This is a genomic window from Vibrio atypicus (genome assembly GCF_009811315.1).
Lineage (GTDB): Bacteria > Pseudomonadota > Gammaproteobacteria > Enterobacterales > Vibrionaceae > Vibrio > Vibrio atypicus.
Window position 1 is genome coordinate 19,149 of the sequence record NZ_BLID01000012.1, and the last position, 25,131, is coordinate 44,279.

Consider the following 25,131-nt stretch of genomic DNA (forward strand, 5'->3'; position numbering starts at 1 on the left):
GACATGGCGTACATACCTATACCTGACCTCCTACTTCCACTGAACCTAACTTTTATGGGGAGCAAACGCTTTAACCCATACGAACTATCACCTAGTGACATTAATGATTTCTTTTTTCAGTTGTCTACTCAACTACCGAGAGCACATCGCATGAACAAAAGCCTATTATGCTAATAACGATAGAAATCATATTGCTTTTAACACCTATCATCGCAGTTGGCCTTATTCAGCATTCACTTGTAAAGCTAAAGATAGCAAAAATAATGCTAATTTTTGGTGCTTTAGTATTTAGCCTTAGCCTTGCAATTGAATGGTTAGAGGTCATTCTAAACAAAAATTTTTTGGCTGTTGGCAACTCAATAATTATGGGTAACAACTGGTGGTCCATAATCTTGAAACCACTTACGTTTGTTGTGTACTTACTCGCTTATTCAGAGCTAGACACCACATCAACAAAAGAAAACACAGATTAGCTTCATAGACTAAGCTCATTGTATAAGATGAACTTTAGGGTGAGTGGAGCTATGAACTATATTCTTATTTCTATCGAGCTGTTATTGGTTGTGACTCCTCTAATCATTCATTGGGCAATGCTTAACAATCAATTGTCGTTAAACCTATCATTCGCAATTATCACTCTTGGTTTTGGCGTAATGCTAATCGCTTTATTCGTGAATTTTATTGAAGCGTTTGAGCTGATACACACTAAAAGCTTAGAACCTTCAATTTTCTTCGGTGGTACTTGGCATTCCCTATTTTTTGTTCCTATTACATTTATCCTATATCTTGTAAAACTAAGTGAGATTTATGAGTTTAAGTTGTCCGACAGCTAAGCGACTAGCTGAGACAGCATACCCAAACGTCATATGACGAAGACAATGACGTTTATAATGACGTTTTCTTTGAGACAAACAAAAAGCCCACTGCAGTCAGTGGGCTTTTCTCATTAAAACACTTTGGTTTCGAGCCGAATTAGGCGGTTATTGTGTCGCCAGAAGATAGCGACGATAACCAACATGGAGGGCGGCAAGCCCATTGAGGTGAGGTATTGCAGCAACTCAACCATGATTACTTGAACTCGTTACGCAGGGTTTCCCATAGGCCAAGCGCAACCGGAACGAATGTACCAATCAGCCCACCAAAGCTCACGCCTGTTTCTGATACTGACGCAGTGACTAATTCAGGATGACCTACCGCAGCCGCGGCACTGGCCGCAAGCAATGCTACGCCTTTGTAAGTGGACGGCTGCTTAACGAGGTTCTTCAGATACTTTTTCATAATAGTTTGTTTTCCTTTAAGAACTTAAGGGCGTAAGCGCTGATGATTGCGCCCAGCACCACGACCATGATTTTTTTTGCATCTTGTTTGCTCATGCCATTGCGACCCCTTTCTGAGCCTGCTCTAGCGAGTAGTGACGGCCGACTTCCATAATCGACATGGAGTGAATCAGGCGCGCCAGCGTGTTATCGCTTCGCAGGTCAATCGGCGCGTCAGGGCTAATACCGACACGCTTTGCCACAAACTCCGCGTAATGGTCGGACGCGTTCTCATGGCTGGGTGCAAACTTATGGATAAGCTCACGGATACTCTCTAGGCCGTAGCGGCCTTGGTAGGTATCACGCAGCAATTTAGCGCCCGCACGAAAGCCATATTCCGGTGCTTGGAACGTCTCAAAACGCTTGTCCACCGATGGCGTGACTTTGCCGAGCCAGTTGTTATTTACATTGCTCTCGATGTTGAGCGGGTTATTCGCTCGAACGCCGCGAGGCTTACTAATGGAATTAACCACGGTTGTTACCTCTTGAGTAATCGTTGTTAGGACTTCATTTCCGCTCTTGGTGCGGGTGACGTACAACGCGCCACCCGCGACCAACAGACCAAACGCAATTAGGCCTCTCACATCGGCACCACATCTTCGACAACCTTGTCGACCACATTCATATTCATAATGGTGAGACAGAACGGGTCAGCTTCTCGGTTAGTGATAGGTGGGCGATTGAGCTCTATCGCGTCTTTTTTCCACATCAGCTTTTCTGAGTATTCAGGGAAGGTGAACCCCGCACGACTCCAATCAAGCGCACACGCCAAACGCGGATTGTTGAATGTAAAATTCAGCGCTTCGTCGGTCAGCTCGCGAAAGCCGAGAGGCAGATAAATCGCCTTGGTGTAGTTAGCTGTAAGAATCAGCACGTTATCGCGGTCACGAGTCACCGTGAGCGGAACATGAAGCGCCGCAAAAGAAATCTCCGGCTCAGAATCCACATCAAAGCCAATTTCCATCGTCAGACCACCCCACTTATCAAGGTTTTCGAACCCTTCTGAGTTCAAGGCAATCTCATAGCGAATATTGACGTTAACAATCAGCTCGATTTCTTTGTCTTGATGCCCTGCAGGGTCAGCAAAGATAGGGTCTGAAATGTAGCTTGGTATAAGCTCTCGGTAATGAATCGGTGTATTACCCTTGCGGTTACGTAATGAGCGAACGTCTTTACGCATGTAATAATCACTGTCGTCATCATTTTTCTTTTCAAGGATTTCATCAGGGTACTTGATAGGCTCAAGCGCAAACGTCATCGGCTTAAAGATACGCTCACTCTCGCTATTGCTGCCGCCAGAGCCTTGTCCCAAAGACAAAACGTATTCAGTTAGGCGCTCGACTTTGTTAACCGAGCTACCCTCACCAATAATGGCGCGGATTTGCTCAGTCAGTAGGTTTTTGTTCATCGTGACACTCCAAGATAAGTACGCGGTCAGTCTCAGCGCCTGTCAGCTCAATCGCTGCCGTGGATTCGATTTCAATGGTCTCGCCCTTATAGAGCGGGTAATTGCCATTGAGTTGAATCGCACCTTTGTTCCAGTTCGGCGTGCGAATGGTGATTTTCTTACGCGTTGGGTTTTCTGGAATGGTTGAAGGCATACCCAGATTTTTAGTCGTGATGGCATTGGCTACCGCGAGGCTTGCCTGAACCTTTGAGCCTTCCGCAAGACTGACAACTTGGTCAGGCGCAAAGCTGATGGTTTGGTCAGGTGCAATCTCTACAGGCGGCATCTTATCCACCGCTACGCGTTGGCCATCTGACGGCGGCTGAAAGTCACCCTTACCAAATTCGATATCAATGGTTTGCGAGGCTGACGAATGCAGCAGCACACGGCCAAGCAGCTCATTGTTTTTAATCACCGCACCTTGTGGAATCGTCACGCGCTCACCGGAGGAGGTTTCCATCAAGATAGGCTCAGCGGCATAGCGCAGCCAAAGCCAAGTACCGGAGATGGTCACCGGATACGGCTGATTTTCTTGCAAGGTAAATTTCATCGTTTCTTCAGCGCCATCATGGCCACCGCTCCCAGAATCAAGGCAATCACAACCAACATGATGATTTGCTCTTTGCGCGTCTCACTTTGGCCGTTGTCTTGTTTGAATTTCGCTAGCTCCATGACGGAATCTAGACTTTGTTTGTTTTGCTCCGCTTGGTTACCCGCGAGCCCTGCCAACATTTGCAAGTTCTCCGAGTTCGCCGAGCTCATATCGTCTAAGGCATCACCCGCAAACGACAGCGAGCCATTCATTGCGCTTTCCGCAAATAGCAGGCTTTTTTCAATCGCGCCGTGGTCGGTGGCTGTGACATTAATGGTCGATTCAGACACGCCACTGATGGCCGTGCCGAGGTTGTTACCAGAAATGGCGTTTTGACCACTGACGTTACTGGTTGAAGTGATGTTCTTAGAGCTGGATTTACCACCCATAATTACACTCTCATCGTTAGGTGCGTGGTTTGGGTTAATGGCTTCTCAGTGGTATTCAGGCGACGAACCAAGCGCGCCAACGCAGGAAAATACGTCTCAGCGGAAATACTCTTAAGCCCCGCTGTTTTCACATACTCGGTCAGCTCTTGAATGCCTTTGATAACGCCACAACCGGACACGCCCCACAGGTAATAGCTCTCGTTGATGATTTGTCCGGCCACCGTGATGCTGTAGCCCTCACCCGTTAATTGATAGAGGCTCACGCGCCCTGTCTGGACTTCGGCTTTTAGCTCCTCAAAGTCCTGCGGACAGGCACGAAAGGCCACTTTTAAACGGGCTAAGGCTTCGGGGCATTCAGTGACGCAGACAATCATTTTTTACGCAGCACCAGAAAAGCTAGAACGATGACCACCGCCGCAATCAACCAAGGGCTAACCCCTTTCGGGCTTCCCATGTTGATTGAGCCAATGCTTTGGCCGCTGTTATTGGTACTGGTCGCCGTCGATGGCCCCGCTTGACCACCACTGATAGGCATCGAGCCGCTATTGGTTAAGCCGCCGCCTAGCATCGGAATCATAGTTTCCCCTTAAGGAGCACATAGCCCACTACCAACAAGGTCAGCAGCATAATGAGTTTGCTAGAGCCCTCAGAGAGCTGAAAACCCACAATGCCACCGCCCACAAAGACCAACGGAATCAGTAAAGGCATTACTTCTTCCCCTTCATCAGCATCATGGCGAGCATAAGCAGCACAAGCGCACCGACACCCATTACGATGTAAGTCGTATTCATGCCGCCTTGGGTGCTCACCAGAGGGCGACCGTCTGCGGTCTGCCCTTCTACTTGATGTGGTCGCGCCGCGTCTGGATTGCTCGCGGTTTGCTTGTTGGCGATGTCGTTTTCAGCGACACCTTTAACCCAAGTGCTTCCCGCATCAGAGACAGCATCAACGAGCTCGCCGCCTGCCTCACTGATTGCATCTAACCAACTCATAGCGACTCCTATTGACCGTTAACGACAGCCACTTGCTCGATGGCTTCCACAATCAATGGCACGCTACCGCTTGAGGTCTTCTCAAGCTCAAATTGCAGTGAGCGCACCGCTTGAGTCTTCAACTTGCCTTCCGTACCAAAGCCAGTACGGATGAAATCAAGCGAGAACCAACCGCTGTTTTGCTCAAGCCCCATCGACGCCAAGTCAAAGATGTTGTCGGCCTTGTTCACGTTCATTTCTTCGCGATCATCACGAATCACACGAACGCGTTCAATCGTGTCGTCTTTGAAGTGAATACGGTTGATGTTTAGGTATGGCGAGCGCTCCGCCCAATCAAACGGAGTACGGCCAGAGGCTGACGCAAACCAAGTGAGTGAGAAGATACGAGGCATAAACAGACGCTGAGATTGCGCTTCCGTGATATGAGCGCGAGCACGAATCGACGGCGCGCTGCCGCTTTTCGCTTTTAGCTGGATGTAGACGAACCAGATTTCACCTGGCAACGTCACCAGCTCACCCTGACGCACACCAATTTTGGTACGCATGGTTAAGTCGCTAAACGAAATCACATAGCGGCCTTTTTGGGTGTAGTTTTGGCGGTGCTCTTGCAAATCCACCATGTCTTGACCAGACAGTGAGACAATCTCTTTACCGTTGTGAGTGATGCGCACGCGCTCAATATCAGACGGGTTTTCGATGTCCGTGACCAGCTCAAGGTTTTGGTAGGTTGGACCCGACACCAAGCGCAAAGTAGCTTGGTTACCCCAAGCGACACCCTCAACAGGGTCTAGCTCTTTAGGGCGCGGGTTAAATAGCGTTTGAAGTGCTTCCATTGTCGTTCTCCTTAGAACCAGCCAGTTTTGCCGTTGATGGTTTCTTTCAGAGTTTTCATGGCAGCAATGTTGTTAATCGCCGCCAGAATGATGATGGTCAGCAAGGCCGTGATTAACATGTTTTTGTGTTGTGCTTTCATGTTGTTTCCAATTCGTCACAGGTTGAAAAGAGCCTTGATTAAGAAAGGAAACCGAAGAAAGAACAATGGGAGGTAACCTATAGGTTAAACGTCTAACCTATAGGTTGGATTGTGAGTTGAATCACCGATAATTTAGGGTAAGTTTTGCGCCCGTTTGGCAGTTAAAAGCGCGCTTTTCAACGTTACCAATCCCGTCACGCACGAGCATGTATTCAGCAATCGGCTTGTTGATTTTCTGCTTGTTGACCTTGGCCGAGACGAGCGAGGCAATCTCGCTAATCTCTAAGCCTTTTTTGTCACCTAACCACTTCGCATCAGACATCGAGTTAACCGCCCCAATCCACCAAGTCGAGGATTGTTCAGTCACGGTTTTTGGCACTTCCTGACCACGCTGAAACACGGTGTGAATCACTAAACCATACTGGCGACCACCGCGAAGCAGCTCCCCCGCTTTGCCCTTGAGTTTGCCGGAGGTCTCAACGCAGCTCGCCAACTCTTCGATAACGGTATGCAACTTGGGCGAATGGCCGTTACCCATCGCCCATACCACCGCGCTAAAGAACTCCAATTCATCAGCCGTTGCCCCGCCCTTGGGAATGTACGCGAGCTTAAACGACTGACCGGAGCGACGAGCCACCAGCAAAGATTTGACGAACGCGGCGCGAGATTCAGTGCCATGACACATCTGCCCTTGAAACTTCGCCCCTGCATAATTTCGGTACGGGTCAAAAAACACCGCTTGCGAAGATTTGGGGACGAGCCCCAAATGCTTCACTGCCGAGGTTTTACCCCCGCCCGTTCCCGCCACATAAATCACATGCTCGGCATCGTGTGACGGATTGGAGTTCACCGGATTAGGCAGGTTGAGCGGCTTTGGCTTTTTCGACATTGCGCTTTTCCTCCTCCGCTTTTTGAATCGCTAACTCTTTGATGGTGCGCTTTGAGGTGTAAATCAGGCCAAGCACCGCAATCAGTAACGTGGCCTCTTCGATGTAATCCCCAAACACGGCCATAATGCTGCCGCCGTGTTTATTAAGCACTGGCACCGCCGCATTGATCACTTCGGTTTTGCCTTTTTCATCAAAACTAAACTCCACACCGGAGATAATGCAGGTGGCTTGCTCGCACAAGGTGAACATCACTCCCATAAAACCTTGCAGCGCTTCATCGTTCAGCCCTTCGGTTTCTGGTGCGGTTTCTTCGGTTAGTTCAGTGGGTGACTCTTCGGTTTCAAGCTGTTTAATGAACCCGCCAAAATCGCCCCAATCGTCGCCCTCAGCTAGAGGCTCTAAGGTTTCATTCGGTTGCTGCATTGGTCACCTCCTCAGATTGTGGTTTTGGCATCAACAAGCGAAACGCCCACAGCAGGGCAATCAGTACACCAAGCGCGGTCAATACACGTTTGAAGGTGAAAAACGACGTTGAGACAGGCGCTTTATCTTCGGTTTCGCTTTCGGTTAACGCAGTGCTTCCAACCTTGTCATCACTGGGCTCAGCGATTAACTCAGGTTCAACACTTTCAACGGTTTCTAGTGCACTGCTTTCGGTTACACCTAACACCTCTAACGGCTCAGCAATCAACGCTTTCAGCTCGCTTTCTTCGGTTACCCCGTTCTTTGTGATGTAGTCATCAATACGCTTGCTAATTGAACTGTTGCCACACTCAGGACACTTGTAATACTTCAAGCCAAGGTTGCGAGCGTTTTTAGGTGGCTCACCAAGCTCTATCAAACGCCCCTCACCCACTTGGTGAACAGTTGAAGCGCTAGCGCAAACCGGACACGACACATAGCCGCGAACCGGATTAGGATACTTACTCATCGCCAGCCTCCACCACTTGCGCCTCTTCAATGCTGCCTAACTGGTTTAAGTTAGCTGTCACATGAGCGCGGTATTTCTTGCGAGCGACATTGTTAAGCTTGGTGAGTTGCTCGATTTGCTCAAAGAAGTTAGGCGCAAGTCCTAGCGCCTCAAGTGAAAATGAGCCTGTCATCAACATCTTAGTTGCCCTGCTCATAAGCTTGCTCATATCCATGTTTTTGAGCTTGTTCACTTCACCCTCAACGCTGGCTGTCAGTTGGTCTGCCGCATCAAGCGCATCCAAATCACGCTGACAGTCTTGGATTGATAGTGTTTTCATAAGATTTCCCCTGTCTCTCGACGTTAGTTAATTGAAATTAGTAAGCGGTATTTTTGACAGTGAATGAAACCTTTGAGGTATCAGCCACAACGACAACGCCGCTATGAATCAGGCGAACGGCTTCATCTCGCCCAACAAGCTCAATAAATGGGTTGCCTTCTGTCTCCCCTAGTGACTGAGTATCAGCAATAACAAGCTGCTCTCCCATTGCGCTTTGAATTAGGCAAAAGCTCACCTTGTTCTCATCAAAACTCAGAATCATGCTCTATATCTCCTTAATTTGAATGGATTTGCCCCTGATTCCCATCGTTGGCGTGCTTGGTTAGTGACACTGAAAATACTGCTCAAGGTCACTCATGTTTCTGCTCAGCAGCTCGTTGTGAACCTCTTCACTCACCAAAGGCGGCAAGGGTTGCTCTAACTGACTCATCCAGTTAGCTTGCTTGAGCTGCCATGCCTTAAAAGCCCGTTGATAGCGGTCTTTGGCTTCAAGGCGTATATCATCTACATAGGCATCATCAGTGCGCATACTCCATCCGCGAGCGCCCGCCGCCCACTCTAAGAACTCATTAGCTTTGTGCTCGCACTCTTCCCCTTCGAAACTGATAGAGAATTGATTGCCAGAGCTGGCAAATACACCACGGCTGCGCAATTGCTCCTTATCTGCTTTGATTTCGCTTTCTAGCTGATTCATCAGGCGATTAAGCTTGACCACCACATCGACCTTTCGCGTTTTCTTGTTGATGTCGATAGCCTTTTTTGTTTCAGATTTAAGGGCTTGCTTGCGGTTAATTGAGCGCTGAATAGGTGCGCGCCATTGCTCCAAGCGATAGCCGCACTCTTTGATAATCCCAGTCATGTTGTGCACATCGAAACTCGCCAGCGCTTCCCAATTGGGGGCGCGACTACAGCGCGCAATGTTGTAACGGTTGCCCTTAATCAGTCCTTGGTCGTCATTGCCACCTTTGGCCGCATAACCCACCGCTTTAATTAGGTAACTCGCGGCCGCGTCTTTGTATTGAATGCGCTCAAGATGAGCGATGCCATGCCCCCACAAACGCTCTAGTCGTTTCGCCCATGCTTGGAAGTGCTCCGGCTTGACGCGCCAGTTAAGCAAGATGTGCACATGCGGGTTAGGCTGACCGTGCTCGTTGGTCGGACACTCAGCAACCCAAATGTAATGAAAATCCGCTTTACCGCGAGCAGGACCCACCAATTCAACCTTGCTCTCACATCCCCAAATAGGCTTTGCCTTCCAGCGCTTCGAGCTTAATGGTTTAGCGGGGCCGCAAAGCTCAACCTTGTTTTTCTTGCCCATCAAAGGCGCTGGCTTGTAGTGACCAGCCACCCGAACTTCATCACCCTCAAGGGGCAAGTTTGCCTGCCCAGAGAGGTGGCTTTGCTTATAGCTAAAGCCGCGATGAAACATACGCTTAGCACCATCAAGAAACCGCGAAACCTCACTACCAATCGTAATTTGCAGTGGTGAATATGGCGCCATGTCCTCAGACAGAGGCGTGAACTCACAGCCTTGCGAGGTCAGATGAACATTTGAATCAGTAGCAAACAATTTTGCGCGCTGAAAATCGTCAAACGTCAACGTTAGGAAGGTAGAAAACCCACCATGACACGCTGATACGTAAGCACCCGATTCAAATATTTTCTTAACTGCATTTTGAGACAGCTTTTCCGTGTTTCGCTCGCCCGTTGGTGCTTGTGGTGCATCACTTGGGCTTGGGTGATAAGTCACTTGCAGTTTGATTTGTTTCGACCAGTCACGCTTAAGCAAGTAAGCGCGGCTCAATCCCTTACTTGGGATGTAGTCGAGTTTTTTCAGCTCGCTATCTCGCACCCATCCGGTCTGCTGAGCATTTTGCTCGATGCCATAACACTGCGGCTCAACATAAACACTCTCGCTCTTGGTGCGCGGTTTGGGGCGGCGTGAGCGGGTAATAAAGCGGTCTAAGTGCTTACGATTGGTGTGTCGGACTTTGCCGCCCTTTGACAAGCCTAGTGTCTCCACGCCTACGGCGTGCGCTTCGCGCTTAGGATTGTTGAAATATTCAGGGGTGATTAACGTAAGTTTTCCATCCCGAACTAACTGCCAAGTGTCGGCTTGTTCTTTGGTATTAAGAAAATGAACTTGCTCGATTGCATTCAACTTACCAAGTTCACTATCCATCCAATCAGAATTTGGAGCACTAAAAAAACCGCTCTCGATAGCGGCTATGTTCTTCTCAGTTGTTGACACATCTTGTGCCAGTGCAGTTACAAAGCCCACATCGTGCGGGCTGAGAATATGGGTAATCTCTCGCTCAGCTTGCGGTTCGTAAAGATGATTCACACTCAAGCCACTCCACCAAAACTAAACCAGCCAAAAATAAAACTGAAACAGCCAATTAGCGCCCACGTAGCAAAAACAACATCACCTGTTTCATTAAGTGAAAATTCAGAGGCTTGAGGGTTATGCTCCTTTCCCATCAAAAAAGTAAGTACACCAAAAATGAATAGGCCTAATACGTCAGTGCTCATGCAATTACCTCCTTGTGCTTAATGGCTTGAAGTCGTGCAGCTTTCTTAAACTCTGCCTGCCCCTTGCGGCTGTACCTGTAATCTTTGCCACCTTGAGGCTTAGAGCGATATCCTTTCGGAAACCACTTAGCCTTGATGTCATCTATGGTTTTAAGCCCTTGCTCCGTTGGCATACCTACACCTCCACGCTTTCTAACAGTTCAATTGCCTCCTTGAGTTGGTCGCAAACACCATCAAGATAGGACTCAGCATTCGGGAAAGGAGCAAAACGCGCATCTAGAACTTCAAGCAGTGCTTTTGCTTCGCTAGAGTGCGAAAAATCAATATTGATTGAGTGAATTGGTGTTTTCATCGCTGCCCCCTACATCGCCGCTTTCCAGTCTTGATACTTAGCGGCTTGCTCTTCCGCTAACTGGTCAATAGCTCGCATATTGATGAGAACTCGACGTGCATCACTTGAGGTTTCGCGCTTCAAAAGGGGCAATTGGCCACGCTTAACTTGCATTCTCACAGCGGCAATAGAAAAACCTGTCAGCTCTGCATACTTCTCAACTGTGACGAAAGACCCATAAAAACCGCTAACATCATTCATTTCTGTTTGTTTATGACCTACCATGACTTAAACACTCCCAAAAAACAGTTAAAGAACCACTAAGTGGTTCGTAAAGGTTCTATTAGATTTAAACACAAGTTAAATGGTTTTCAAAGGTTCTCAAGGGTAATTTTATGAAAGAGTGGGTAATGAGCGATTTGCTAATTGAGCTCGATGGAATGCCAAACACCATCACAGGAATTGGACAAAAAGCCAGAAGAAACAATTGGTTAAAAAGAAAAGCCATAGGGCACGCACGCGCTGTCGAATACCATATTTCCAACTTTCACCCAGACATACAAAAGCAAATAATTGAGAGACTCGTCACAGATAAATCTGAGCAAGAAAAGCTCTTAGAGAAAGACTGGTCTCTTCCTCCTAGCAATGCACACGGTTTAAAACCTCTAAATGAGTTCGAAGAATGGGCAAAGCTACCAGTTTATGATGTACATGCAGCCGCAGGGGCGGGAACTTTGGTTCAATCGGAATTTCAAATCGGTGTATTTAGCCTACCGATAGAGTTACTACATGAATATGGCTTAAAGCCCGATTATAGCTCTGTAATATTCGTTGACGGCGACTCAATGGAACCAACTTTAAGCCATAGGGACAGGCTACTTGTTGATATAAGAGAGCAGCAGCACCCTGTTGCAAACGGGGTGTATGTAATTCGAATTGATGATGCGGTATACGTTAAACGCTTGCATTGGGATATTGAAAATGGCGTTTATAAGGTTATTTCTGACAACCTTAAATACCCTGCTTTCAACATTAACCACAAGAACGGGCGCAACTTTAAAATCATCGGCAAAGCGGTCGCTCCTGTTATGAAGAAAATCATATGAGCATCAAGAAAGACGGTGAAAAGTGGCTTGTAGACTTGAGGCCATCAGGAAGAAATGGCAAGCGCTTCAGACGTAAGTTTGACAAGAAAGCAGAAGCTTTAGCCTATGAAAAGCACATACTGTCTACGCACCACAATAAAGAGTGGTTAGGTTTACCCAAAGATAAACGCCGCCTTTCTGAGCTTATAGATATTTGGTGGGTTAAATCAGGCCAACTAAAACGAACCGCAGCCAACTACCGCAAAAAGGTAGAGCTAATTTGTCGTGAGTTAGGCGACCCCACCGTAAACAATATTGACGCGACTTTAATTAGTAACTGGCAATTAGAGCGTATGGCAAGAGGACAAAAAGCAAACACAGTTAGACGCCTGACCTCCTGCTTAAGTAATGTATTTTCCGTTCTGATTGAGACAGGCGATTTTACTGGTGCACATCCACTGAAAGACCTAAAGCAACCCGCGCCTGAAAAGTCGGAAATGACTTACCTGACTCTAAAGCAAACCCAAGAACTCTTGGATTATCTTAAAAATGATTGGGAGCTATTAAAAATAGTAGAGATTAGCTTAGCTACGGGCTCACGGTGGAGAGAAACGGTCACACTAAAATCAAGCAACCTTAGTCCTTATCGCATCCGATTTACTAACACAAAAACAGGTAAGCCAAGAACCGTACCTATCAGCAAGCAGTTATATGATGACATTTACCCAGAGAGCGGTGGCAACTTGTTTAGTGAAGACCCGCAAGTAAGGTTAGTTAAGATATTTGATAAGCTAGATTTTGATTTACCCAAAGGGCAAAAGGTGCACGTTTTACGCCATACGTTTGCAAGTCACTTTGTAATGAATGGTGGGGACATTTTAACCCTAAAGGAAATACTCGGGCACGCTAGTATTAATCAAACGATGACTTACGCGCACTTGGCTCCTGACCACTTGGTTGATGCAGTTAAACTCAACCCACTAAACAAACTAAGAGATCCACAAAATGACCACACTTATGACCCAGAGCGCCCCATAGCCATATAATGCATAAATTTAAGTGTTTGAATTTAATAACAATGAACTACTGTTACCCACAGTAAACAACTTAGGAAACGCTCAGCAATGAGCCTTTTTTATTTATGACTCAACAACAAGCATTCAACTTTGACGCACTCACACCAGACTTCATGTGGTACGCCCTTGAGAGTATTGGCATTCGAGCTGAGTCAGGTTTCTTAGCACTCAACAGCTACGAAAACCGCGTATATCAATTTACCGATGAAGAGCGTCAACGCTATGTGGTGAAGTTCTATCGCCCAGAGCGTTGGAGCCAAGCGCAAATTCAAGAAGAGCACGACTTTACTCTTGAACTGATTGAATCGGAGATCCCAGTTGCACCGCCCGTTGTGATTAACGGTCAATCACTGCATCAATATCAAGGCTATCTATTCGCATTGTTTAGTAGTGTCGGTGGTCGTCAGTTTGAGGTCGACAATCTAGAGCAGCTAGAGGGCGTGGGTCGCTTTCTTGGCCGTATCCATAAAGTCGGTGCCAAACAACCATTTCAGCACCGCCCAACCATCAGTTTGGACGAATACCTTTATCAACCACGTAAGTTACTCGAAAACTCGTCATTCATTCCCATGCATCTAGAGAATGCCTTTTTTAGCGATCTCGATTTGCTGATTAAAACCTTAGAGCAACATTGGGAAACTCCGAGCAGTATTATCCGCCTTCATGGTGACTGTCACCCTGGTAATATCCTGTGGCGTGACGGCCCGATGTTTGTCGATTTAGACGATTCACGTAATGGCCCGGCGATTCAAGATCTCTGGATGTTACTTAGCGGCGAGCGCGCTGAAAAGCTCATGCAGTTGGATATCGTGTTAGAGGCCTATCAAGAATTTAACGACTTTAATAGCAACGAATTGAAACTTATTGAGCCTTTACGCGGTCTACGAATGGTGCACTATATGGCATGGTTAGCAAAACGATGGCAAGATCCGGCGTTTCCGCTCGCCTTCCCATGGTTTAATGATCCAAAATATTGGGAAAGCCAAGTGCTTGGATTTAAAGAACAGATTTCGGCACTCAGTGAACCACCTTTGTCGCTTATGCCTCAGTGGTAAGATGAAAATAACGCCAACAAGCCAAACAACAATAACATGGAGTCAACAATGAAAAAGCTGTTTGCACTATTTGCAACATTGATGCTGAGCCTGACTGCTCACGCGGCACAATTCAAAGAAGGTGAGCACTTTAAAGTTCTCGACCTAGTAGCATCAAAGAAACCAACCGTAACTGAGTTTTTCTCTTTTTACTGCCCGCACTGTAATACGTTTGAGCCAATCATCCAGCAGCTTAAAGCGCAATTGCCTGCAGATGCAAAATTCCAAAAGAACCACGTTTCTTTTATGGGGGGCAACATGGGTGAGTCGATGAGCAAAGCTTATGCGACCATGCTAGTGCTTAAAGCTGAAGACAAAATGACCCCTGTGCTATTTAACCGCATCCACAACATGCGTAAAGCACCGAAAAATGATGAAGAGTTACGTCAGATTTTCCTAGATGAAGGCATTAATGCGAAGAAATTCGATGCTGCATTCAAAGGTTTTGCCGTTGACTCAATGGTACGCCGATTTGATAAGCAATTTAAAGACAGCGGTTTGTCTGGTGTTCCTGCAGTTGTGGTAAACAATAAGTACCTAGTTCAAGCGCAAAGCATCGCGACAATTGATGAGTATTTTGAGCTGGTTAACTATCTGCTGACTCAGAAGTAATCAGTAAAGTGAAAAGGAGCCAACGGCTCCTTTTTTTATTTACTCTGATAGATATCTTTTAGCAGATCATCTTTCTCTTGCCACACATTGCCCAACCATTGTTGGAATTGTCTTTTGTAAGGCTTATCTTGAAAGTAATCCCCACGAACCTGTTCATCCACCGGCAATACGTTTATTCGCACCACGACCTTTTTCATCCGCCCCATTAACAGATCTCTGAACGGCTTTTCTGTGTTTTCAGGGTAAGCCAGAGTGACATCAATGATACTTTCAAACTGATCCCCCATCGCAGCCAAGGTGTAAGCAATACCGCCGGTTTTAGGTTGCAATAAATATTGATAGCCCGCTTTGCTCTTACGCTGTTTTGCCTCAGTAAAACGGGTACCTTCAACGTAATTCACCACAGTTGTTGGGGAGTACTTAAATTTTTCACATGATCGTTTAGTCGTTTCTAAATCTTTACCGCGCATATGAGGATTGCGAATCAAATATTCGCGAGAATAGCGACGCATAAACGGCATATCGAGGGCCCAGCATGCCATCCCAATAAATGGAACGTATAAAAGTTGTTGTTTTAAGAAGAACTTAGGCATTGGAATACGATCTTTAAACACACTGCAAAGAACCACTATGTCCGTCCAGCTCAAATGGTTGCTGATCATCAAATACCAACCAGATTTGTTCAGCTCTTCGCCCCCTTGAACATCCCACTCAATTCGATTCAATAAACGCAAAATCACAGCATTAATCGTCGCCCACAGCCACATCATTTTATTTGCTATTCGAGTACATATAGCTTTGAGCCGAGCGCTCGGCAGTAAAAATTTAAACAGCGCAATTACGCAAATGATCAATGAACAGAATGCCGAATTAAATACGACAAGCACAACATTTAATACAAGAAGTAAATATGCCAACATAGCGATTAATAATGAGATCCGTATGAAATAAATAAAACTTTCATGTGTGAATAATAAAACAGCGTGTAATTATACTAGTCCTTAAGCACATTGGAATCGTTGTCGTTATGGTCAGATTAGTTAGTTTGATACGGATTCTGAGTCATAGATATCAAGTAGGGAAACCTTCATGAACAAAACACTTTCAGCAATCACACTCGCTCTGTTCGTAACACCTGCCGTAGCTCAACTCTCTGAACAGGCAGGATTCAGCGGAGAAATCAGCCTTAACACCGGATACACTTCTTCAACATCCAACTTTAATGCCTCTGGCGATAAGAAAATCGACTCACTCAACCATGATCCAGATACTGAAAATGGCTTTCTTGTCGCACCTTTAGGTAGCTTAGCGTATACCTTTGGTGAAACATTAAACCAGCAAGTCTATGCGGGTATGTCTCGTGACGACATTGCCGTCGGTACCCTCGCGCTTGAACTCGGCTATAAATATCAATTAGATTCAGGCATGGTCATTGATGCCTCTTATCTGCCAACAGTGATGTCCGGTGAAGTATGGGAAGACCCATATGTGGTCGGCGAAAACCGAAACAAAACGGATGAAACGGGCAACGCTTATCGAATTAAATTGAGCAACCTTTTCAATACCGCACTAACACTCGATGCCGCCTATGGCACCAAAAATGTTGAAGACGAGCTATCTGGTCAAACACAATTAACCACAGAGCAAGCGAAGCAGCTAGAACGAGACAGCAAATCTTACTATCTAAAAGGCAGTTACCGCTTACCTTTGAATCGAACTACGTTTCTTCTTCCTTCTGTGACGATGATCCAAACAGATGCTGATGGTGAGGCAAATTCCTATCGCTCACTTGGTGCAGAGCTCTCACTATTTAAGATCATCAATCGCCACCAATTTGCTCTAACCGCAAGTTATGCGAATCGCGCGTACGACAGTGAAAACCCACTCTACAACAAAACTCGCGATGAAAATGAATTTGGCTTTTTTGCAGCTTACGAATATCAACAGTTTATGGGTTGGCAAAATTGGTCACTAATCAGCTTTGCCGGTTATGGCACCACACAAGCCAACATCGACTTTTATGATCAACAAGAATCCATCCTCTCGGTGGGTATTAACTACCAGTTTTAAGTATAAAGCCCGCAAGTACGTAAATTAACGGTTTGCGGGCAGCTACTTATACCGCTTGCGCCGTTAACTGCTTCAATAACCTATCCATTGAACGATACCCTAATGCCTCTGCTAAGTGAGCTTTTTCAATCTGCTCAGTTCCTTCCAAATCGGCAATCGTGCGAGCTACTTTAATTATTCGATGGTAAGCACGAATCGATAAACCAAGGCGATGCAGCGCACTCTCTAAAAACTGCGCATCGGCCTTTTGCAGCGGACAATAGCGCTCAATCTCTCGACTCCCAAGTAGGGCATTAACCTTGTTTGCTCTGGCCAACATCCGCCTACGCGCAGCAAAGACTCTTGCTTTGACGACCTGTGTTTCTTCCCCCCTATCACCACCTTCTGCAAGAGTTCCTTTAGGTAGAGCAGGGATCTCTAACGACATATCAAACCTATCTAGCAGCGGCCCAGAAAGGCGACTCAGGTAACGAAGAATAGTTTGAGGATTAACCCGAGATTGACTGCCTTCGTAGTACCCGGTCGGGCTCGGGTTCAAAGCGCCAACCAATTGAAAGCGCGCCGGAAAACGCGTCTTACCTTGAGCGCGTGAAATAATAATCTCCCCCGACTCAAGTGGCTCACGTAACGAGTCCAAGACTTTTCTCTCAAACTCTGGCATCTCATCAAGAAACAACAAGCCATTGTGTGCCAATGAGATTTCCCCAGGGCGCGGAATTGAGCCCCCTCCAACTAATGCAGCCATCGAACTTGAATGATGTGGCGCTCGAAAAGGACGCTGCTTCCAATTGTTTGCATTGATTTCTTGTTGGGTTAACGAGGCCACCGAAGCTGTTTCCATCGCCTCCTCTTCATTCATCTCAGGCAATAAGTCGCACAGTCTCGACGCAAGCATGGTTTTCCCCGTGCCCGGCGGCCCGAGAAAGAGAAGGTTGTGATTACCTGCTGCCGCAATCTCAAGAGCACGCTTTCCCTGTTGCTGACCAATAATATCTTGCAAATCTCTGCCTGTTTTAGCTGTGGATGGTACCTCAGGCGTTTGGTGGAGAGTTAAAGCTTGTTGGCCACATAAGTCACCACACACCTCCAATAAACTTTGTGCAGATTTATGCACCTCTTCGCCAACTAAGGCCGCTTGGTCTCCATTTTGTTCTGGCACCACCAAACAACGCTTTTCTCGATTAGCGGCAAGGGCTGCTGGTAGTACGCCTTTCACACTGCGTAGCTCACCAGAAAGAGCCAACTCACCAATAAACTCTTTGTCAGATAAATGAGTCAATGGAATTTGCTCAGAAGCCGCAAGAATGCCCAGAGCTATCGGCAGGTCGAATCGACCTCCCTCTTTAGGCAAATCGGCAGGAGCCAAATTAACCGTGATCCGTTTGGCTGGAAATTCAAAGCGCGAGTTAATGATCGCACTTCGCACTCTGTCGCGAGACTCCTTTACAGTCGTCTCTGGTAAGCCAACTAAGGTAAACCCTGGCATACCATTACTAATGTGGACTTCTACCGTCACACTCGGGGCCTCAACGCCTACAGACGCTCGGCTATGAATTACCGCTAATCCCATATCACTCTCACACTCCAAACGCGCACTATTTATCTCCCTGATAGTTGGCTTAAATAGTCATCAGCTTTGTTATATAGCCTGCTCAGTTGCTGAAAGAATGTGAAAAAAGTATGAGTTTTTGCTTGTCATTTAACGGAATTGTATGTTACCACTAGAGACGCAAACAATTTCGTACCACATTAGGTACTAGAATCGATAGAAAGAGCTATGAACCTTAACGCCCGCTTCAACGCACTGATTGTCCTGATTATCGTGGTCATTATTGATTCCACGCGGGGGCTGGTGGGCGAAAGATAACCACAGAATTTCAAAAACCCCCGCACTGAAAAGTCCGGGGGTTTTTTTACAACTTATTACGCTGAAAAATTAGACTGAAATAGAGCTTATCCTAACCGTAGTCGTTCATGGTTAGAGATGACAGGAAGAATGGGAGCGCACATGAAGTGCAATGCAACACAATATCGTCCAAACGATAAAAAAGGAGGCTTACGATGACAGGTGCCCAGTTAGTCGTAGCCGCATTAAAGCAACAAGGGATTGAAACCGTATTTGGTTATCCTGGCGGCGCTATCATGCCAATTTATGATGCCCTCTATGATGGTGGTGTAGAACACATCCTCTGTCGACATGAACAAGGGGCGGCCATGGCAGCGATCGGTATGGCTCGTGCCACACAAGATGTCGCTGTTTGCATGGCAACATCAGGTCCAGGCGCAACCAACCTAGTTACAGGCCTTGCTGACGCCTTTATGGACTCAATTCCGTTAGTTGCAATCACAGGTCAGGTCGCGAGCTCCCACATTGGTACTGATGCATTCCAAGAGATGGATGTGATCGGTATGTCACTCTCTTGTACTAAGCACAGCTACCTAGTCACTGATATCAATGAACTAGCACCAACGTTGGCAGAAGCGTTTGAAGTAGCAAAAACAGGCCGACCAGGCCCTGTCATTGTCGATATCGCGAAAGATGTTCAATTAGGTCAAGCTCCTGTTGATGTCTTACCTCCTTTTACGCCACCAGCAATGCCAGTTGCGAGCCCAGAATCCATTGCTTTAGCACAAACACTGCTTTCTCAAAGCTCTCGCCCAGTTCTGTATGTTGGTGGGGGTGTGCAACTTGGCCGAGCAACTGATGCTGTCCGTGAGTTTGTACGTTTAAACCCAATGCCTTCTGTAAGTACATTAAAAGGTCTAGGGACGATCGAGCGCCATGACCCACACTACTTAGGCATGCTAGGCATGCACGGCACTAAAGCGGCAAATTTGGTCGTTCAAGAGTGTGATTTGTTGATTGCAGTCGGTGCGCGCTTTGATGACCGAGTAACAGGTAAACTCGATACCTTCGCTCCAAATGCCAAAGTGATTCATATCGATATCGATGCGGCAGAAATCCACAAACTACGCCAAGCGAACGCACCTGTGCGCGGCGAAATTCCGGCAGTACTACCTCAATTAGAATTAAGCCAAGACATCACACCTTGGGTTAAACACAGCGAAAGTCTGCGTAGCGGATTTAAATGGCGCTATGACCACCCTGGCGATCTGATCTTCGCTCCGGGTCTACTCAAGCAACTTTCTGATCTAATGCCAGATAGCTCTATTGTCTCTACTGATGTTGGTCAGCACCAAATGTGGGCAGCACAGCACATTCAGCCACGCGATCCACAAAACTTCATCACTTCAGCAGGCCTTGGCACTATGGGCTTCGGTTTGCCAGCTGCGATGGGTGCAGCAGTCGCACGTCCAGATGACCAGTCAATCCTAATCACAGGTGACGGTTCATTTATGATGAACGTTCAAGAGCTTGGTACGCTTAAACGTCGCCAAATCCCTGTGAAGATCGTTCTACTCAACAACCAACGCTTGGGCATGGTTCGTCAATGGCAATCACTGTTCTTTGATGGCCGCCACAGCGAAACGATTTTGGATGACAACCCTGATTTTGTCATGCTAGCTAAAGCCTTCGACATCCCTGGCAAAACCATCACCAAGAAAGAAGAGGTTGAGCCAGCTCTTAAAGAGATGCTAGAAAGTAAGACGTCTTACATGCTTCATGTTTTAATCGATGAAGAAGAAAACGTATGGCCGCTTGTACCGCCAGGTGCTTCAAATAATGAAATGCTGGAGAACACATAACATGGAAAGATATCTACTCGACATTAAAGCCGATGATAAGCCGGTACTGTTAGAACGTGTTCTTCGCGTAGTGCGCCACCGTGGCTTTATCGTCAAGCAAGTGGCAGGTACGCAAAATCACGAGAGCAAAATAGCTAGCGTTGAAATCATTGTCGACAGTGATCGCCCTATCTCATTTTTGACCAATCAGATCGAAAAACTATGGGATGTCCGCACTGTTGAGGTCACGCAAATCGCTCGTGACGAATTACCAAATAACAACTTACAACAAAAGATTTGTGCATAAGGAAGGCAATAATGGCTACAAAAACAGCAGATTACATTTGGTTTAATGGTGAAATGGTTCCTTGGGCAGAGGCAAACGTCCACGTTTTGACTCATGCTATGCACTACGGTACTTCAGTTTTTGAAGGCGTACGCTGCTACAACACACCAAAAGGTCCAATTGTCTTCCGCCATCTTGAGCACGCAAAGCGCTTAAAAGATTCAGCGAAAATCTACCGCTTCCCTATCCCGTACACGGTTGAAGAGATCATGGAAGCGACGCGCGAAACAATCCGTCAAAATAAACTGGATAGCGCTTACATCCGTCCACTCGGCTTTGTCGGTAACGTTGGTCTTGGTGTATGTCCACCAGCAGGCACGGAAATGGAACTGATCATTGCCGCATTCCCTTGGGGTTCTTACCTAGGCGAAGAAGCACTAGAAAATGGTGTGGATGCAATGATCTCTAGCTGGAACCGCGCTGCACCAAACACAATTCCAACTGCAGCAAAAGCAGGCGGTAACTACCTATCATCACTACTGGTTGGTGGTGAAGCTCGTCGCCATGGTTACGATGAAGGTATCGCACTGAGCGTGGATGGCTACCTATCTGAAGGTGCTGGTGAAAACATCTTTGTGATTAAAGATGGCGTAATCATGACTCCTCCAGCAACCAGTGCCATTCTACCGGGTATCACGCGTGACTCGATCATGACTATCGCACGCGATCGCGGCTATGAAGTACGTGAAGCAAACATTGCTCGTGAAGCGCTTTACCTTGCAGATGAAGTCTTCATGACAGGTACAGCGGCAGAAGTCGTGCCAGTATCCACCATCGACAAAATTGAAGTGGGCAGCGGCAAACGCGGTCCAATTACGAAAGAACTTCAAGAAGCTTACTTCGGCCTATTTAACGGCACCACAGAAGATAAGTGGGGTTGGTTAGATTACGTTTACCCAGCAGACGCGGCAAAATAAGGAAGTAGTAAGATGCCTAAATATAGATCAGCCACCACCACTCACGGACGTAACATGGCCGGCGCTCGTGCCCTATGGCGTGCTACTGGGGTAAAAGATGACGATTTCGGTAAGCCGATTATCGCGGTTGTAAACTCATTCACTCAATTTGTTCCAGGCCACGTGCACCTAAAAGATATGGGCCAACTGGTTGCCGGAGAAATTGAAAAAGCAGGCGGTATCGCCAAAGAATTCAACACCATTGCGGTCGATGACGGCATCGCTATGGGTCACGGTGGCATGCTTTACTCTCTGCCATCACGTGAATTGATCGCAGACTCGGTAGAGTACATGGTCAATGCACACTGTGCTGATGCCATGGTATGTATTTCGAACTGTGACAAAATCACTCCAGGAATGATGATGGCAGCTATGCGCCTTAACATTCCTGTTATTTTTGTCTCTGGCGGTCCAATGGAAGCGGGTAAAACTAAGCTTTCAGAGCAAATCATCAAACTGGATCTTGTTGATGCCATGATTCAAGGTGCCGATCCAACGGTTTCTGATGAGCAAAGTGAGCAAATCGAACGTTCAGCGTGTCCAACTTGTGGCTCATGTTCTGGCATGTTCACCGCCAACTCAATGAACTGTCTGACCGAAGCACTTGGTCTATCTCAACCAGGTAACGGTTCCATGCTGGCAACACACGCAGACCGCGAGCAACTGTTCATCAATGCAGGTAAACGCATTGTCGATTTGACCAAACGTTACTACGAGCAAGATGATGAATCGGCTCTGCCACGTAACATTGCTAACCGTCCAGCGTTTGAAAATGCGATGGCTCTTGATATTGCCATGGGCGGTTCGAGCAACACAGTTTTACACCTACTCGCCGCTGCGCAAGAAGGTGAGATTGATTTTGACATGAATGACATTGATGAGATGTCTCGTCGCGTACCACACCTTTGCAAAGTGGCACCATCGACTCAGAAGTACCACATGGAAGACGTACACCGCGCGGGCGGTGTGATGGCAATTCTGGGTGAACTGGATCGCGCCGGCCTTCTCAACGGTGACACAAGCACAGTCTTGGGCATGTCGATGAAAGAGCAGCTTGCTCAATACGACATCATGCAAACTGAAGATGAAGCGGTACTTAAGTTCTTCCGCGCTGGCCCTGCGGGTATCCGCACCACAAAAGCCTTCTCACAAGATTGCCGTTGGGATCGTCTTGATGATGATCGCGTAGAAGGCTGTATTCGCACCAAAGAGAATGCCTTTAGCCAAGAAGGTGGCTTAGCGGTACTTTCAGGTAACATCGCTGTAGACGGCTGTATTGTTAAAACAGCTGGTGTGGATGAAGAAAACCTTAAATTCCAAGGCCCAGCGATTGTATTTGAAAGCCAAGACACCGCCGTTGATGGCATCTTGGGCGGTAAAGTGAAAGCGGGCGAAGTGGTTGTTATCCGCTACGAAGGTCCAAAAGGTGGCCCAGGTATGCAAGAGATGCTTTACCCAACCACTTACCTAAAATCTATGGGTCTAGGTAAATCTTGTGCCCTACTGACTGATGGTCGATTCTCTGGTGGTACATCAGGCCTATCGATTGGTCACGCCTCTCCAGAAGCGGCAAGTGGCGGTACGATTGGTCTGGTTCAAGATGGCGATATTATTACCATCGATATCCCAAGCCGCTCTATCACTCTGGATGTGCCGGAAGCAGAATTAGCTGCACGCCGCGCGAAACAAGATGAGCTAGGTTGGAAACCTGCGAACCGTCAACGTGAAGTCTCTTTTGCTCTAAAAGCTTACGCAAGTATGGCAACCAGTGCAGACAAAGGTGCGGTGCGAGACAAATCCAAGCTAGAGGACTAGCTTATGTCTGACTCTCAACCAGCAAAACAGCTGCTACAAACTGGCGCGGACTACCTGCGCCAGATCTTGCGTGCACCTGTGTATGAAGTGGCGACGGTCACGCCACTTCAAGATATGCCTCGACTTGAAGAGCGCATTGGCAACAAAGTGCAAATCAAACGAGAAGATCGCCAACCGGTACATTCGTTTAAGCTGCGCGGTGCTTACAACATGGTCGCAAGCCTTAGCGAAGCTCAAAAAGCGGCTGGGGTCATTGCAGCCTCAGCGGGCAACCACGCACAAGGCATGGCACTATCTGGTACTAAACTTGGCATCAAAACCACCATTGTGATGCCAAAAACAACCCCAGACATTAAAGTTGATGCTGTGCGTAGCTTTGGTGGCAATGTGGTCTTGCACGGTAGCAACTTTGATGAAGCCAAAGCAGAGGCTGAACGCCTGTCTACAGAACATGGCTATACCTTTGTCCCGCCATTCGATCACCCATTAGTGATCTCGGGCCAAGGCACAATTGGTATGGAAATGCTGCAGCAAAACGGTCACCTGGACTACATTTTCGTCCCTGTTGGGGGCGGCGGTTTGGCTGCAGGTGTTGCGGTACTAGTCAAACAGCTGATGCCAGAGATCAAAGTCATCGCCGTTGAGCCAGAGGATTCAGCTTGCCTAAAAGCCGCTCTTGATGCGGGTGAGCCTGTCGTACTGGACCAAGTCAGCATGTTTGCCGATGGGGTTGCCGTTAAGCGTATCGGCGAAGAGACCTTCCGTCTGTGTGAACAGTTTATCGATGGCCATATTTCTGTCTCAAGCGATGAAATCTGCGCTGCTGTAAAAGATATCTTTGAAGATACCCGCGCAATAGCGGAGCCTTCAGGCGCTCTAGCACTAGCTGGTCTTAAAAAGTATGCCGAGCAACATCAGTTAAAAGGCAAAAATTTAAGTACAGTATTATCTGGAGCAAACACCAATTTCCACGGTTTACGCTATGTCTCTGAGCGATGTGAATTGGGTGAAAAACGTGAAGGTCTACTCGCCGTCACTATCCCAGAACGTCAGGGCGCTTTTTTCGAGTTTTGTAACTTGATTGGTGGCCGAGCCGTGACAGAGTTTAACTACCGCTACAACGACGATAAATTAGCCAATATCTTTGTCGGTGTTCGTTTACAAGGTGGGCAAGAAGAGCTCGACCACATCATTCACGATTTACGTAATGGCGGCTACCCGGTTGTCGACCTATCTGATGATGAAATGGCCAAGCTACACGTTCGTTACATGATTGGTGGTAAACCATCAAAACAGCTCAAAGAACGCCTCTACAGTTTTGAGTTTCCAGAATACCCTGGGGCTTTGGTTAAGTTCTTAAGCACGCTCGGTACCCATTGGAACATTAGCCTGTTCAACTATCGTAATCACGGTGCAGACTATGGCCGAGTTCTATGTGGTTTCGAATTAGATGAGTCGGACTTATCCCAATTCTCTGCGCATCTACGTGAATTGGGTTACCAATGTAAGGATGAAACGGACAACCCGTCCTACAAATTCTTCCTATCCTAACTACAATAAAGCCAATCATTCGATTGGCTTTATTTTCATCACCATCACTAAAATAAGCAAAATGCGTGATACGCATAAATATAATGCTAAAGTTTCATTTTAGTCATAACCATTTTAGGTCTACACT

At 47.0% G+C, this 25,131-nt stretch carries 33 protein-coding genes; 11 read left to right on the plus strand and 22 right to left on the minus strand.

From position 1 onward, the window contains the following. The first annotated feature begins 524 nt into the window (after window positions 1-524). Window positions 525-833, plus strand: coding sequence for a hypothetical protein (locus tag GVO60_RS19775; RefSeq protein WP_159657160.1), 309 nt, complete (start codon window positions 525-527; stop codon window positions 831-833). Window positions 834-1,068: 235 nt separating this feature from the next. On the opposite strand, the gene GVO60_RS19780 is transcribed toward GVO60_RS19775, so the two are convergent. The 20 genes from GVO60_RS19780 to GVO60_RS19860 form a co-directional block, all read right to left on the minus strand. Next, complete coding sequence (locus GVO60_RS19780; protein WP_159657162.1) at window positions 1,069-1,278, minus strand: hypothetical protein; 210 nt, start codon at window positions 1,276-1,278, stop codon at window positions 1,069-1,071. Window positions 1,279-1,369: 91 nt separating this feature from the next. Next, window positions 1,370-1,900, minus strand: a complete 531-nt coding sequence (locus tag GVO60_RS19785; protein WP_159657164.1) for a structural protein — start codon at window positions 1,898-1,900, stop codon at window positions 1,370-1,372. Continuing rightward, entirely contained in the window at window positions 1,897-2,724 is an 828-nt protein-coding gene (locus GVO60_RS19790) for a hypothetical protein (protein WP_159657166.1), read from the minus strand. The genes GVO60_RS19785 and GVO60_RS19790 overlap by 4 nt, the downstream gene beginning before the upstream one ends. Further along, window positions 2,702-3,313, minus strand: coding sequence for a hypothetical protein (locus tag GVO60_RS19795; RefSeq protein ID WP_008072518.1), 612 nt, complete (start codon window positions 3,311-3,313; stop codon window positions 2,702-2,704). The genes GVO60_RS19790 and GVO60_RS19795 overlap by 23 nt, the downstream gene beginning before the upstream one ends. After that, window positions 3,310-3,744, minus strand: coding sequence for a hypothetical protein (locus GVO60_RS19800; RefSeq protein WP_008072516.1), 435 nt, complete (start codon window positions 3,742-3,744; stop codon window positions 3,310-3,312). Before GVO60_RS19800 ends, GVO60_RS19795 begins: the two co-directional genes overlap by 4 nt. Window positions 3,745-3,746: 2 nt before the next feature. Continuing rightward, window positions 3,747-4,118, minus strand: coding sequence for a DNAase (locus GVO60_RS19805; protein ID WP_159657168.1), 372 nt, complete (start codon window positions 4,116-4,118; stop codon window positions 3,747-3,749). Further along, complete coding sequence (locus GVO60_RS19810; protein WP_008072512.1) at window positions 4,115-4,321, minus strand: hypothetical protein; 207 nt, start codon at window positions 4,319-4,321, stop codon at window positions 4,115-4,117. The genes GVO60_RS19805 and GVO60_RS19810 overlap by 4 nt, the downstream gene beginning before the upstream one ends. Window positions 4,322-4,451: 130 nt before the next feature. Then, complete coding sequence (locus tag GVO60_RS19815; RefSeq protein ID WP_159657170.1) at window positions 4,452-4,736, minus strand: hypothetical protein; 285 nt, start codon at window positions 4,734-4,736, stop codon at window positions 4,452-4,454. 8 nt (window positions 4,737-4,744) lie between these two features. Beyond that, entirely contained in the window at window positions 4,745-5,569 is an 825-nt protein-coding gene (locus tag GVO60_RS19820) for a major capsid protein P2 (protein ID WP_159657172.1), read from the minus strand. An 11-nt stretch (window positions 5,570-5,580) separates the two neighbouring features. Further along, window positions 5,581-5,709, minus strand: a complete 129-nt coding sequence (locus GVO60_RS22655) for a hypothetical protein (protein WP_005475944.1) — start codon at window positions 5,707-5,709, stop codon at window positions 5,581-5,583. A 121-nt stretch (window positions 5,710-5,830) separates the two neighbouring features. Further along, the gene (locus GVO60_RS19825; protein ID WP_159657174.1) at window positions 5,831-6,598 is read right to left on the minus strand and encodes a hypothetical protein; all 768 of its coding nucleotides are present in this window, start codon (window positions 6,596-6,598) and stop codon (window positions 5,831-5,833) included. Further along, on the minus strand, window positions 6,564-7,022 hold the full coding sequence (locus GVO60_RS19830) for a hypothetical protein (RefSeq protein WP_159657176.1): 459 nt from the start codon (window positions 7,020-7,022) through the stop codon (window positions 6,564-6,566). Before GVO60_RS19830 ends, GVO60_RS19825 begins: the two co-directional genes overlap by 35 nt. After that, complete coding sequence (locus GVO60_RS19835; protein ID WP_159657178.1) at window positions 7,006-7,530, minus strand: hypothetical protein; 525 nt, start codon at window positions 7,528-7,530, stop codon at window positions 7,006-7,008. The genes GVO60_RS19830 and GVO60_RS19835 overlap by 17 nt, the downstream gene beginning before the upstream one ends. Continuing rightward, on the minus strand, window positions 7,523-7,849 hold the full coding sequence (locus GVO60_RS19840) for a hypothetical protein (RefSeq protein ID WP_159657180.1): 327 nt from the start codon (window positions 7,847-7,849) through the stop codon (window positions 7,523-7,525). The genes GVO60_RS19835 and GVO60_RS19840 overlap by 8 nt, the downstream gene beginning before the upstream one ends. Window positions 7,850-7,886: 37 nt before the next feature. Further along, window positions 7,887-8,111, minus strand: coding sequence for a hypothetical protein (locus tag GVO60_RS19845; RefSeq protein WP_159657182.1), 225 nt, complete (start codon window positions 8,109-8,111; stop codon window positions 7,887-7,889). 60 nt (window positions 8,112-8,171) lie between these two features. Next, complete coding sequence (locus GVO60_RS19850; protein WP_159657184.1) at window positions 8,172-10,193, minus strand: rolling circle replication-associated protein; 2,022 nt, start codon at window positions 10,191-10,193, stop codon at window positions 8,172-8,174. Between the two features lie 2 nt (window positions 10,194-10,195). Continuing rightward, window positions 10,196-10,381, minus strand: coding sequence for a hypothetical protein (locus GVO60_RS19855; RefSeq protein WP_159657186.1), 186 nt, complete (start codon window positions 10,379-10,381; stop codon window positions 10,196-10,198). Beyond that, the gene (locus GVO60_RS22465; protein ID WP_167522348.1) at window positions 10,378-10,554 is read right to left on the minus strand and encodes a hypothetical protein; all 177 of its coding nucleotides are present in this window, start codon (window positions 10,552-10,554) and stop codon (window positions 10,378-10,380) included. The genes GVO60_RS19855 and GVO60_RS22465 overlap by 4 nt, the downstream gene beginning before the upstream one ends. 2 nt (window positions 10,555-10,556) lie before the next feature. Beyond that, window positions 10,557-10,733 carry a hypothetical protein gene (locus GVO60_RS22470; RefSeq protein WP_167522349.1) on the minus strand — a complete coding sequence of 59 codons (177 nt, stop codon included), beginning with the start codon at window positions 10,731-10,733 and terminating at the stop codon, window positions 10,557-10,559. Between the two features lie 9 nt (window positions 10,734-10,742). Then, window positions 10,743-10,997, minus strand: coding sequence for a hypothetical protein (locus GVO60_RS19860; protein ID WP_159657188.1), 255 nt, complete (start codon window positions 10,995-10,997; stop codon window positions 10,743-10,745). A gap of 110 nt (window positions 10,998-11,107) precedes the next feature. Between GVO60_RS19860 and GVO60_RS19865 the strand changes: the two genes are divergently transcribed. The 4 genes from GVO60_RS19865 (at window position 11,108) to GVO60_RS19880 (ending at window position 14,579) form a co-directional block, all read left to right on the plus strand. Beyond that, window positions 11,108-11,818, plus strand: a complete 711-nt coding sequence (locus tag GVO60_RS19865; RefSeq protein WP_174855902.1) for a helix-turn-helix domain-containing protein — start codon at window positions 11,108-11,110, stop codon at window positions 11,816-11,818. Continuing rightward, window positions 11,815-12,843, plus strand: coding sequence for a phage integrase (locus GVO60_RS19870; protein ID WP_159657192.1), 1,029 nt, complete (start codon window positions 11,815-11,817; stop codon window positions 12,841-12,843). The genes GVO60_RS19865 and GVO60_RS19870 overlap by 4 nt, the downstream gene beginning before the upstream one ends. 95 nt (window positions 12,844-12,938) lie before the next feature. Further along, a complete protein-coding gene (locus tag GVO60_RS19875; protein WP_159657194.1) occupies window positions 12,939-13,928 on the plus strand; it encodes a serine/threonine protein kinase in 990 nt (329 codons plus the stop codon). 48 nt (window positions 13,929-13,976) lie between these two features. Beyond that, on the plus strand, window positions 13,977-14,579 hold the full coding sequence (locus GVO60_RS19880; protein ID WP_159657196.1) for a thiol:disulfide interchange protein DsbA/DsbL: 603 nt from the start codon (window positions 13,977-13,979) through the stop codon (window positions 14,577-14,579). A 35-nt stretch (window positions 14,580-14,614) separates the two neighbouring features. Here the strand turns inward: GVO60_RS19880 and yihG are convergent, their stop codons facing one another. Beyond that, window positions 14,615-15,499 (minus strand): 1-acylglycerol-3-phosphate O-acyltransferase, YihG family, encoded by an 885-nt coding sequence (yihG, locus tag GVO60_RS19885; RefSeq protein ID WP_159657198.1) that lies wholly within the window; start codon window positions 15,497-15,499, stop codon window positions 14,615-14,617. Between the two features lie 169 nt (window positions 15,500-15,668). Here yihG and GVO60_RS19890 point away from each other — a divergent pair, with 169 nt between their 5' ends. Then, on the plus strand, window positions 15,669-16,649 hold the full coding sequence (locus tag GVO60_RS19890; protein ID WP_159657200.1) for a DUF2860 domain-containing protein: 981 nt from the start codon (window positions 15,669-15,671) through the stop codon (window positions 16,647-16,649). A gap of 46 nt (window positions 16,650-16,695) precedes the next feature. Here the strand turns inward: GVO60_RS19890 and GVO60_RS19895 are convergent, their stop codons facing one another. Continuing rightward, the gene (locus tag GVO60_RS19895) at window positions 16,696-18,219 is read right to left on the minus strand and encodes a YifB family Mg chelatase-like AAA ATPase (RefSeq protein ID WP_159657202.1); all 1,524 of its coding nucleotides are present in this window, start codon (window positions 18,217-18,219) and stop codon (window positions 16,696-16,698) included. A gap of 491 nt (window positions 18,220-18,710) precedes the next feature. Here GVO60_RS19895 and ilvG point away from each other — a divergent pair, with 491 nt between their 5' ends. The 5 genes from ilvG to ilvA are packed head-to-tail and all read left to right on the plus strand — an operon-like array spanning window position 18,711 to window position 25,004. Further along, on the plus strand, window positions 18,711-20,357 hold the full coding sequence (ilvG, locus tag GVO60_RS19900; protein ID WP_159657204.1) for an acetolactate synthase 2 catalytic subunit: 1,647 nt from the start codon (window positions 18,711-18,713) through the stop codon (window positions 20,355-20,357). A 1-nt stretch (window position 20,358) separates the two neighbouring features. Beyond that, the gene (ilvM, locus tag GVO60_RS19905) at window positions 20,359-20,643 is read left to right on the plus strand and encodes an acetolactate synthase 2 small subunit (RefSeq protein WP_159657206.1); all 285 of its coding nucleotides are present in this window, start codon (window positions 20,359-20,361) and stop codon (window positions 20,641-20,643) included. A gap of 11 nt (window positions 20,644-20,654) precedes the next feature. Beyond that, the gene (gene ilvE / locus GVO60_RS19910) at window positions 20,655-21,599 is read left to right on the plus strand and encodes a branched-chain-amino-acid transaminase (RefSeq protein ID WP_159657208.1); all 945 of its coding nucleotides are present in this window, start codon (window positions 20,655-20,657) and stop codon (window positions 21,597-21,599) included. A 12-nt stretch (window positions 21,600-21,611) separates the two neighbouring features. Beyond that, complete coding sequence (gene ilvD / locus GVO60_RS19915) at window positions 21,612-23,453, plus strand: dihydroxy-acid dehydratase (RefSeq protein ID WP_159657210.1); 1,842 nt, start codon at window positions 21,612-21,614, stop codon at window positions 23,451-23,453. A 3-nt stretch (window positions 23,454-23,456) separates the two neighbouring features. Next, window positions 23,457-25,004: a threonine ammonia-lyase, biosynthetic gene (ilvA, locus tag GVO60_RS19920; protein WP_159657212.1), complete on the plus strand. Its 1,548-nt coding sequence runs from the start codon at window positions 23,457-23,459 to the stop codon at window positions 25,002-25,004. The last annotated feature ends 127 nt before the right edge of the window (window positions 25,005-25,131 follow it).

Coding starts and splice junctions, on each gene's coding strand:
- GVO60_RS19775 (WP_159657160.1), top strand. CDS start 525: ATGAACTATATTCTTATTTCTATCGAGCTGTTATTGGTTGTGACTCCT.
- GVO60_RS19780 (WP_159657162.1), bottom strand. CDS start 1,278: ATGAAAAAGTATCTGAAGAACCTCGTTAAGCAGCCGTCCACTTACAAA.
- GVO60_RS19790 (WP_159657166.1), bottom strand. CDS start 2,724: ATGAACAAAAACCTACTGACTGAGCAAATCCGCGCCATTATTGGTGAG.
- GVO60_RS19795 (WP_008072518.1), bottom strand. CDS start 3,313: ATGAAATTTACCTTGCAAGAAAATCAGCCGTATCCGGTGACCATCTCC.
- GVO60_RS19800 (WP_008072516.1), bottom strand. CDS start 3,744: ATGGGTGGTAAATCCAGCTCTAAGAACATCACTTCAACCAGTAACGTC.
- GVO60_RS19805 (WP_159657168.1), bottom strand. CDS start 4,118: ATGATTGTCTGCGTCACTGAATGCCCCGAAGCCTTAGCCCGTTTAAAA.
- GVO60_RS19810 (WP_008072512.1), bottom strand. CDS start 4,321: ATGATTCCGATGCTAGGCGGCGGCTTAACCAATAGCGGCTCGATGCCT.
- GVO60_RS19815 (WP_159657170.1), bottom strand. CDS start 4,736: ATGAGTTGGTTAGATGCAATCAGTGAGGCAGGCGGCGAGCTCGTTGAT.
- GVO60_RS19820 (WP_159657172.1), bottom strand. CDS start 5,569: ATGGAAGCACTTCAAACGCTATTTAACCCGCGCCCTAAAGAGCTAGAC.
- GVO60_RS22655 (WP_005475944.1), bottom strand. CDS start 5,709: ATGAAAGCACAACACAAAAACATGTTAATCACGGCCTTGCTGACCATC.
- GVO60_RS19825 (WP_159657174.1), bottom strand. CDS start 6,598: ATGTCGAAAAAGCCAAAGCCGCTCAACCTGCCTAATCCGGTGAACTCC.
- GVO60_RS19830 (WP_159657176.1), bottom strand. CDS start 7,022: ATGCAGCAACCGAATGAAACCTTAGAGCCTCTAGCTGAGGGCGACGAT.
- GVO60_RS19835 (WP_159657178.1), bottom strand. CDS start 7,530: ATGAGTAAGTATCCTAATCCGGTTCGCGGCTATGTGTCGTGTCCGGTT.
- GVO60_RS19840 (WP_159657180.1), bottom strand. CDS start 7,849: ATGAAAACACTATCAATCCAAGACTGTCAGCGTGATTTGGATGCGCTT.
- GVO60_RS19845 (WP_159657182.1), bottom strand. CDS start 8,111: ATGATTCTGAGTTTTGATGAGAACAAGGTGAGCTTTTGCCTAATTCAA.
- GVO60_RS19855 (WP_159657186.1), bottom strand. CDS start 10,381: ATGAGCACTGACGTATTAGGCCTATTCATTTTTGGTGTACTTACTTTT.
- GVO60_RS22465 (WP_167522348.1), bottom strand. CDS start 10,554: ATGCCAACGGAGCAAGGGCTTAAAACCATAGATGACATCAAGGCTAAG.
- GVO60_RS22470 (WP_167522349.1), bottom strand. CDS start 10,733: ATGAAAACACCAATTCACTCAATCAATATTGATTTTTCGCACTCTAGC.
- GVO60_RS19860 (WP_159657188.1), bottom strand. CDS start 10,997: ATGGTAGGTCATAAACAAACAGAAATGAATGATGTTAGCGGTTTTTAT.
- GVO60_RS19865 (WP_174855902.1), top strand. CDS start 11,108: ATGAAAGAGTGGGTAATGAGCGATTTGCTAATTGAGCTCGATGGAATG.
- GVO60_RS19870 (WP_159657192.1), top strand. CDS start 11,815: ATGAGCATCAAGAAAGACGGTGAAAAGTGGCTTGTAGACTTGAGGCCA.
- GVO60_RS19875 (WP_159657194.1), top strand. CDS start 12,939: ATGACTCAACAACAAGCATTCAACTTTGACGCACTCACACCAGACTTC.
- GVO60_RS19880 (WP_159657196.1), top strand. CDS start 13,977: ATGAAAAAGCTGTTTGCACTATTTGCAACATTGATGCTGAGCCTGACT.
- yihG (WP_159657198.1), bottom strand. CDS start 15,499: ATGTTGGCATATTTACTTCTTGTATTAAATGTTGTGCTTGTCGTATTT.
- GVO60_RS19890 (WP_159657200.1), top strand. CDS start 15,669: ATGAACAAAACACTTTCAGCAATCACACTCGCTCTGTTCGTAACACCT.
- GVO60_RS19895 (WP_159657202.1), bottom strand. CDS start 18,219: ATGGGATTAGCGGTAATTCATAGCCGAGCGTCTGTAGGCGTTGAGGCC.
- ilvG (WP_159657204.1), top strand. CDS start 18,711: ATGACAGGTGCCCAGTTAGTCGTAGCCGCATTAAAGCAACAAGGGATT.
- ilvM (WP_159657206.1), top strand. CDS start 20,359: ATGGAAAGATATCTACTCGACATTAAAGCCGATGATAAGCCGGTACTG.
- ilvE (WP_159657208.1), top strand. CDS start 20,655: ATGGCTACAAAAACAGCAGATTACATTTGGTTTAATGGTGAAATGGTT.
- ilvD (WP_159657210.1), top strand. CDS start 21,612: ATGCCTAAATATAGATCAGCCACCACCACTCACGGACGTAACATGGCC.
- ilvA (WP_159657212.1), top strand. CDS start 23,457: ATGTCTGACTCTCAACCAGCAAAACAGCTGCTACAAACTGGCGCGGAC.